The organism is Streptomyces sp. NPDC093018, assembly GCF_040684035.1.
Taxonomy (GTDB): domain Bacteria; phylum Actinomycetota; class Actinomycetes; order Streptomycetales; family Streptomycetaceae; genus Streptomyces; species Streptomyces murinus.
Map to the genome: position 1 here is coordinate 22,430 of NZ_JBFBFF010000031.1, position 6,948 is coordinate 29,377.

At 73.6% G+C, this 6,948-nt stretch carries 7 protein-coding genes; all 7 read left to right on the plus strand.

The window, feature by feature from the left end:
• The first annotated feature begins 11 nt into the window (after nt 1-11).
• The gene (locus AB0N90_RS36970; RefSeq protein ID WP_365203810.1) at nt 12-1,100 is read left to right on the plus strand and encodes an ABC transporter permease; all 1,089 of its coding nucleotides are present in this window, start codon (nt 12-14) and stop codon (nt 1,098-1,100) included.
• A complete protein-coding gene (locus tag AB0N90_RS36975) occupies nt 1,097-1,789 on the plus strand; it encodes an ABC transporter ATP-binding protein (protein WP_365203812.1) in 693 nt (230 codons plus the stop codon). Before AB0N90_RS36970 ends, AB0N90_RS36975 begins: the two co-directional genes overlap by 4 nt.
• Before the next feature lie 55 nt (nt 1,790-1,844).
• A complete protein-coding gene (locus tag AB0N90_RS36980; RefSeq protein ID WP_365203814.1) occupies nt 1,845-3,047 on the plus strand; it encodes a histidine kinase in 1,203 nt (400 codons plus the stop codon).
• Nucleotides 3,048-3,086: 39 nt separating this feature from the next.
• Nucleotides 3,087-3,902, plus strand: coding sequence for a LytTR family DNA-binding domain-containing protein (locus AB0N90_RS36985; RefSeq protein ID WP_365203816.1), 816 nt, complete (start codon nt 3,087-3,089; stop codon nt 3,900-3,902).
• Nucleotides 3,895-4,269 (plus strand): hypothetical protein, encoded by a 375-nt coding sequence (locus tag AB0N90_RS36990; protein WP_365203818.1) that lies wholly within the window; start codon nt 3,895-3,897, stop codon nt 4,267-4,269. Before AB0N90_RS36985 ends, AB0N90_RS36990 begins: the two co-directional genes overlap by 8 nt.
• 76 nt (nt 4,270-4,345) lie before the next feature.
• Nucleotides 4,346-5,908, plus strand: coding sequence for a cation acetate symporter (locus tag AB0N90_RS36995; protein ID WP_365203820.1), 1,563 nt, complete (start codon nt 4,346-4,348; stop codon nt 5,906-5,908).
• A gap of 261 nt (nt 5,909-6,169) precedes the next feature.
• Nucleotides 6,170-6,799 carry an acetate uptake transporter family protein gene (locus AB0N90_RS37000; RefSeq protein ID WP_085567716.1) on the plus strand — a complete coding sequence of 210 codons (630 nt, stop codon included), beginning with the start codon at nt 6,170-6,172 and terminating at the stop codon, nt 6,797-6,799.
• Nucleotides 6,800-6,948 lie beyond the last annotated feature (149 nt).

Genomic DNA, 6,948 nt, shown 5'->3' on the forward strand with positions numbered 1-6,948 from the left:
CAGCCAAGGCCGTGTTCGTCGCCTGGAGAGATCTGAGGTTCGCCAAGGGGCGCTTCGCCCTGATGGGAACCGTCGTCGTACTGATCACCCTGCTGGTCGGGCTGCTGTCCGGGCTCACGGCCGGACTGGGCCGGCAGAACATCTCGGCGATCACGGGACTGCCCGCCACCGCGATCGCCTTCCAGGCCCCCGCCCGCGGCCAGGCCCTGTCGTACGCCGACTCCACCGTCACCGGGGCCCAGCGGCGGCAGTGGGCCGAGGCACCCGGCGTCAAGAGCGCCGAACCGCTCGGGATCAGCACCACCAAGGCCACCGCGGGGGACCGGAGCACCGGGGTCTCCGTCTTCGGCGTCCGGCCCGGCTCCCGTCTCGCCCCGGACGGCGGGCGGCTCGACGACCGTACGGTGGTGCTCTCCACCGGCGCCGCCGACGGCCTCGGTGTGACGGCCGGCGGCTCCCTCACCCTCGCCGGGCGACGGCTGACGGTCGCCGCGGTGCGGGGCGACGCCTTCTTCAGCCACATCCCCGTCGTCTGGTCCAGCCTCGACGTCTGGCGCGGGACCGCGCCGCCCACCGGCGACGGAAAGCGCCCGGCCGCCACCGTCCTCGCCCTGACCACCACCTCCGGGGCCGATACCGCGGCCGTCGACCGGCGGGCCGGCACCAGGACCGTCTCCCCCGCCGACTCGCTGTCCGCGATCGGGTCCTACACCTCCGAGAACGGCTCGCTCCAGCTGATGCGCGGCTTTCTGTTCGCCATCTCCGCCCTGGTCATCGGCGCCTTCTTCACCGTGTGGACCATCCAGCGCGGCCCCGACGTCGCCGTGCTGAAGGCCCTGGGCGCCTCCACCGCCCACCTCCTCAAGGACGCGCTCGGCCAGGCCGTCGTCCTGCTCATCGGCGGCACCCTGCTCGGCACCGGGATCGCCGCCGCCCTGGGCGCCCTCGTCGTGGGCGGCGCGGTGCCGTTCGTCCTCTCCCCGGGCACCGTCCTGGTCCCGGCCGCGGTGACCGTCGTCCTCGGTGCCCTCGGGGCCGCGCTGTCCGTCCGCCGCATCACCTCCGTCGACCCGCTGACCGCCCTGGGGAGCGCCCGATGAGCCTGTGCCTGAGCGACATCACCCTCACCTATCCCGACGGCGACACCCGGCTGACCGCCCTGGACCGGGTCGGCCTGGAGGTGCCCAGGGGCAGCCTGACCGCCGTGGTCGGCCCCTCCGGCTCCGGCAAGTCCAGCCTGCTGGCCGTCGCCGCCACCCTGATCACACCGGACAGCGGCACCGTCACCGTCGACGGCATCCGTACCACCGGGCTGAGCCGGGGCGAGCTGACCGAGCTGCGCCGGAGCCGGATCGGCATCGTCTTCCAGCAGCCCAATCTGCTGCCCTCCCTCACCGCCGTCGAACAGCTCCAGGTCATGGCCCATATCGACGGCCGCTCCCCCGCCGGGGCACGCGGGCGGGCCATGGCACTGCTCGACGCGGTCGGCCTCACCGAGCAGGCCGGGCGCCGCCCCCACCAGCTCTCCGGCGGCCAGCGCCAGCGCGTCAACATCGCCCGCGCCCTGATGAACGACCCCACCGTCCTCCTGGTCGACGAACCCACCAGCGCCCTGGACCACGAGCGCGGCACCGCCGTCCTCGACCTGCTCACCCGGCTCACCCGGGAACGGGACACCGCCACCGTCCTGGTCACCCACGACCGCACCCACCTCGCGGCCGCCGACCGGATCACCGAGGTACGGGACGGGCGGCTGCTGCCGGTGCCGATGCCAGGACCGGAGAGGTGAGGTGCCGCGTGAGACGGCTGTCTCGCCCGGTATCCGCAGGGCTACCTTGGCCGCCATGGCAGACATCTTCCGGCGGCCCGGTCGGCTGCGCCGGCACGCGGGCTTCGACGGGCGGGCCGGGCAGGCGGCCTTCGAGGCGCTGCACCGCGCGTCCCTCGCGGCACCGGCCCTGCGCGCCGGGCTGACCGAGACCTCGGCCGGTGCGGCCGCCCGGCATCTGCGCGAGCTGCTGGGCGCCCCCGGTCTCGCCGTCACCGACACCGAACGGATGCTGGCCTGGGACGGCACCGGCAAGCATCATGGCGCGGGCGCGGCGGAGCTGGCCGCGGAGGTGCTGGCCGGCGGCGGGAGCGCCGTACTGAAGGCGGACCGGGTGTGGTGCGGGGACCTGCGCTGCGAGCTGCGCGAGGCGGTCGCGGTGCCGCTGGTGGTGGAGGACCGGGTCGAGGGGGCGCTGCTGGTCTACGCCCCGGGTGTGTCGGCGGGCCTGGTCCGGGCCGCGGGCGAGGTGGCGCGCTGGACCTCGGGGCAACTGGAACTCGCGGAGATGCACCGTTCCCGTACCCGTCTGGTGGAGGCGGAACTGCGGGCGCTGCGCGCGCAGATATCGCCGCACTTCTCCTGCAACGCGCTGACCGCGATCGCCTCGCTGGTGCGTACCGATCCGCAGCGGGCCCGTGAACTGCTGCTGGACTTCGCCGACTTCACCCGCTACTCGTTCCGTCGGCACGGCGAATTCACCACGCTGGCCGAGGAGTTCCGCTCGATCGGCCAGTATCTGGTGCTGGAGCAGGCGCGGTTCGGCGACCGGCTGTGCATCGATGTCCAGGCGGCCGTGGAAGTGCTGCCGGTGGCCGTGCCGTTCCTGTGTGTGCAGCCACTGGTCGAGAACGCGGTGCGGCACGGTTTCGAGGGCAGCACCGGGCCGGGGCGGATCACCGTACTCGCGTGGGACGTCGGCGCCGAGGCGCACATCACGGTGGAGGACGACGGGGCCGGCATGGACCCCGAGAAGCTGCGCCGCATCCTGGTCGCGGGGGGCACGTCCGCGGCGGGCGGCGGCGGCTCGGGCGGGGTGGGCCTCGGCAATGTCGACGCCAGGCTGCGGCGGGTGTACGGCGATGCGTACGGGCTGGTGGTCGAGACCGCGCCCGGCGCGGGCACCAAGGTACGCCTGCGGGTGCCCAAGTACCGTGCGGGGGTGACGGCACCGCCGGCCGAGGCCCCCCGGGCGTGTGGCCAATCCCACACCACTTGAGAGATTGACCAACTATATGAGCAATGCTCATATTTGCGCATGCTGCACATCCTGGTGGTCGACGACGAGCCACACGCCCGCGACGAGCTGGTCTACCTGCTCGGACTGCACCAGGGCGTCGGCCCCGTCCAGTGCGCGGCGGACGGCCCCGCCGCCCTGCTGGCGCTGGACCGCGCCCTGGCCCACGGGCACCCCATGGACGCGGTCTTCCTCGACATCAGGATGCCCGGCCTGGACGGAATCGAGGTGGCCCGGGTCCTGTCCCGCTTCGCCGAGCCGCCGCCGGTCGTCTTCGTCACCGCGTACGACGACTTCGCGGTGCCCGCCTTCGAGGTGCGCGCCCTGGACTACCTGCTCAAGCCCGTCCGCGCCGAACGGCTCGCGGAGACCGTCCGGCGGATCGCCGAGCGGCAGACCCCGCCCCTCGCGCCCGCGGAACCGGTTCCCGCACCCCCGCCCGTGCCACCCGCGCCCGCCGCGGAGCCGCCCGCCGACGACGAGACGATCCCCGTGGAGATATCCGGGGTGACCCGCTTCGTGCAGCGCTCCGAGGTACGGCATGTGGAGGCGTGCGGCGACTATGTGCGCCTGCACCTCGCGTCCGGGAGCTGTCTGCTGCGGGCCCCGCTGTCCAGCCTGGAGGAGCAGTGGCAGGACGCCGGATTCGTCCGGGTGCACCGCCGCTATCTCGTCGCCACCGGCCATATCGAGGAACTGCTCGCCGACTCCGGCAGGTTGTCGGTGCGGGTGGCCGGCACCGTGCTCCCGGTCAGCCGCCGCAGCAGCCGCCGGCTGCGCGAACTGATGCTGCCCGCGTCCGGCCTCCCGCGCGGCGGACGGGCCGCCCATGGGTGATCCGTCCCGGCGCGTGAGCGTCAGCCACCCCCGCACCCGTGCCGCCCGGCCCGGACGACGGGACGCGGCGGTGCGCGACGTACATGAGCAGACCCCGCTCGGCGAGGTGTACATGAAGGCGCTGATGCGCACCCAGCTGCGGCTGGGCCTGCTGGTCTGCGCCGCGGTCTGTCTGCCGCTGGCCGCCCTGCCGCTGCTGCTCGGGCGGGTACCGGTGCCGCACTGGGCGCGGTTGTGGGGCGCCGGACTGCCCTGGCTGGTCCTGGGCCCGCCCGTCTACGCGCTGCTGGTGGCGGCCGGGATCTGCTACATCCGCCGGGCCGAACGCAACGAACGCGACTTCGACGAACACGTGCGCCGCTCATGAACACCCTCCGAGAAGCCTGTCCGCCGCTCATGAACGCCCGCCGAGAAACCTGTCCGCCACTCACGAACGCCGGCCGATGAACGCACCCGCGAACCTGACGGCCGTCCTCCTCGTCGTCGCCGTGACGGTGGGCATCGGCGGCTACGGCCTGCGGTCCCGTTCCACCCCGGACTTCTACGTCGCCTCCCGCACCGTCTCACCCCTGCGCAACGCCGCCGCCGTGAGCGGCGAATACGTCTCAGCCGCCTCCTACCTGGGCATCGCCGGGCTGCTGGCGACGTACGGCAGCACCATGCTCTGGTACGGCATCGGCTACACGGCCGGCTACCTGGTGCTGCTCGTCCTGGTGGCCGCCCCGCTGCGCCGCTCGGGGGCCTACACCGTCTCCGACTTCGCCGAGGCGCGCCTCGGCTCGATGGCGGTACGGCGGACCGCCACCGTGTTCGTCGTACTCATCGGACTGCTCTACCAGGTGCCCCAACTGGTGGGCGCGGGACTGGCGTTGCACACGGCGCTGGGCGCGCCCGCCTGGTCGGGGACCGTGCTGGTGGCCGCCGTGGTGCTGGTGAGCGTGATCACCGGCGGGATGCGCAGCGTCACGCTCGTCCAGTCCGTGCAGTACTGGCTGAAGCTGACCGCGCTCGCCGTCCCGGCGCTCGCGCTGCTGCTGGTCTGGCGCGGCGTCTGGCACCCGGCCGGGAGCCCCTCCCCCGTGCCCGTGGCGCACGCGGCGAGCGGGCTCGACGGCGGGCAGGGGCTCTACGGCGTCTACTCGCTGATGGTGGCCCTCTTCCTCGGGACGATGGGCCTGCCGCACGTCACCGCCCGGTTCTACACCAACCCCGACGGCCGCGCGGCCCGCCGTACGACGGTGGGCGTCCTCGGCCTGCTCGGCGTCTTCTATCTGCTGCCCGAGGTGTACGGCGGTCTCGGCCGGCTCTACGCCCCGGGCCTGGCCGCGGCGGACCGGGCCGCGGACACCGAGGTACTGCTGCTGCCCGGACGCCTGGTGCCGGGCGCCACGGGCGAGTTGCTGACGGCGCTGGTGGTCGCGGGCGCCTTCGCCGCGTTCCTGTCGACGTGTTCGGGGCTGGCCCTGTCCGTGGCCGCCGTACTGTCGCAGGACCTGTTCGGCGGGGACGTACGGGGATTCCGCCGGGCCGCCGCACCGGCCGTCCTGGTGCCCTGCGCGATCGCGCTGCTGCTGTCGGGGAGCGGTATGTCCGTCGCCCACGAGGTCGGTCTGATCTTCTCCGTCGCCGCCTCCACCTTCTGTCCGCTGCTGGTGCTGGGCATCTGGTGGCGGCGGCTGACCGCGGCCGGGGCCGTCGCCGGGATGCTGGTCGGCGGCGGGCTGTCCGCGGCGGCGCTGACCCTCACGCTGCTGGGGGTGGGCGGCACCGGCTGGGCGGGGGCCCTGCTCGCCGAGCCCGCCGCCTGGAGCGTGCCGGCCGCCTTCCTGACCATGGTGGGCGGCTCCCTGCTCACGCCCGGCCGGGTGCCCGCGGCGGCCTCCGTGATGCTGGCCCGGCTGCATCTGCCGGAGGCACTCGCGGCGGGCCCCGCCGACCGCTCGGCAGCGGACGGCGACCGTTCGTCCGCCGTCCCCGCCCGTTCGTCGCGCGACGGCCACCACTGATCGACAAGTCCCGTACAGGGGCTCCCCGGCGGGGCGGGTGTGCCGCACAGTAACCGACCAGAGAAAGGCACCGGCAAGGAACGGCCGGCCGCGCTCCCCGAACGGGGGCGGCAGCCGAACCCGCCCTGTCCGTCCGCGCACTCGCGCCCGGACCGAACCCGCAGCCCGACGCGCACCGCCCCCGCGGTCCGCCGTGTCTGCGTCCGTACCGCCTCGCTCCCGGACCGCTGTCCGCGCCCTCTTCCACCCAAGGACCGCACCATGAACGACACCCAGACGCCCGGCACCGACGAGCGGACCCCGGCGAGCCCCGCGGCCCGTACGCAGATCGCCGACCCCGGTCCCCTGGGCCTGGCGGCCTTCGCCCTCACCACCTTCGTGCTCTCCGTCTTCAACGCCGGTCTGATCAAGGACGGCGCGCTGGAGGCCGTGGTGCTGCCGCTCGCCCTCTGGTACGGCGGCATCGCCCAAGTGCTCGCCGGTATGTGGGAGTTCCGCAAGAACAACACCTTCGGCGCCGTGGCCTTCACCTCGTACGGCAGCTTCTGGCTCTCCTTCGCGGCCTATGTCCAGTTCGTCGCGCCGAAGCTCCCGGCGGCCCACGCCCACCAGGCCACCGGCCTGTTCCTGCTCTCCTGGGCCGTCTTCACCCTCTACATGACGATCGTCGCCACCCGGATCAACGGTGTCCTGCTCGCCGTGTTCACGGTGCTGTCGCTGACCTTCGTGCTGCTCGCCGCCGGAGCACTCGGGCAGAGCACGGGCGTCTCGCACGCCGGTGGCTGGGCGGGTCTGCTCACCGCGGTGCTGGCCTGGTACGGCTCGTTCGCCGGCGTGGCCAACGCCACCTGGAAGGACAAGTCCCTGCCGACCTGGCCGCTCGCGGGCTGAGTCCGCCACCGCCGCCCACCCGATCGACCACGACGGAGTCCTGATGAGTGACATGAGCCTGGCCAACCTGCTGAAGGAAGAACGCAGGTTCGCGCCCCCCGCCGACCTGGCCGCACACGCCAACGTCACGGCGGAGGCGTATGAACAGG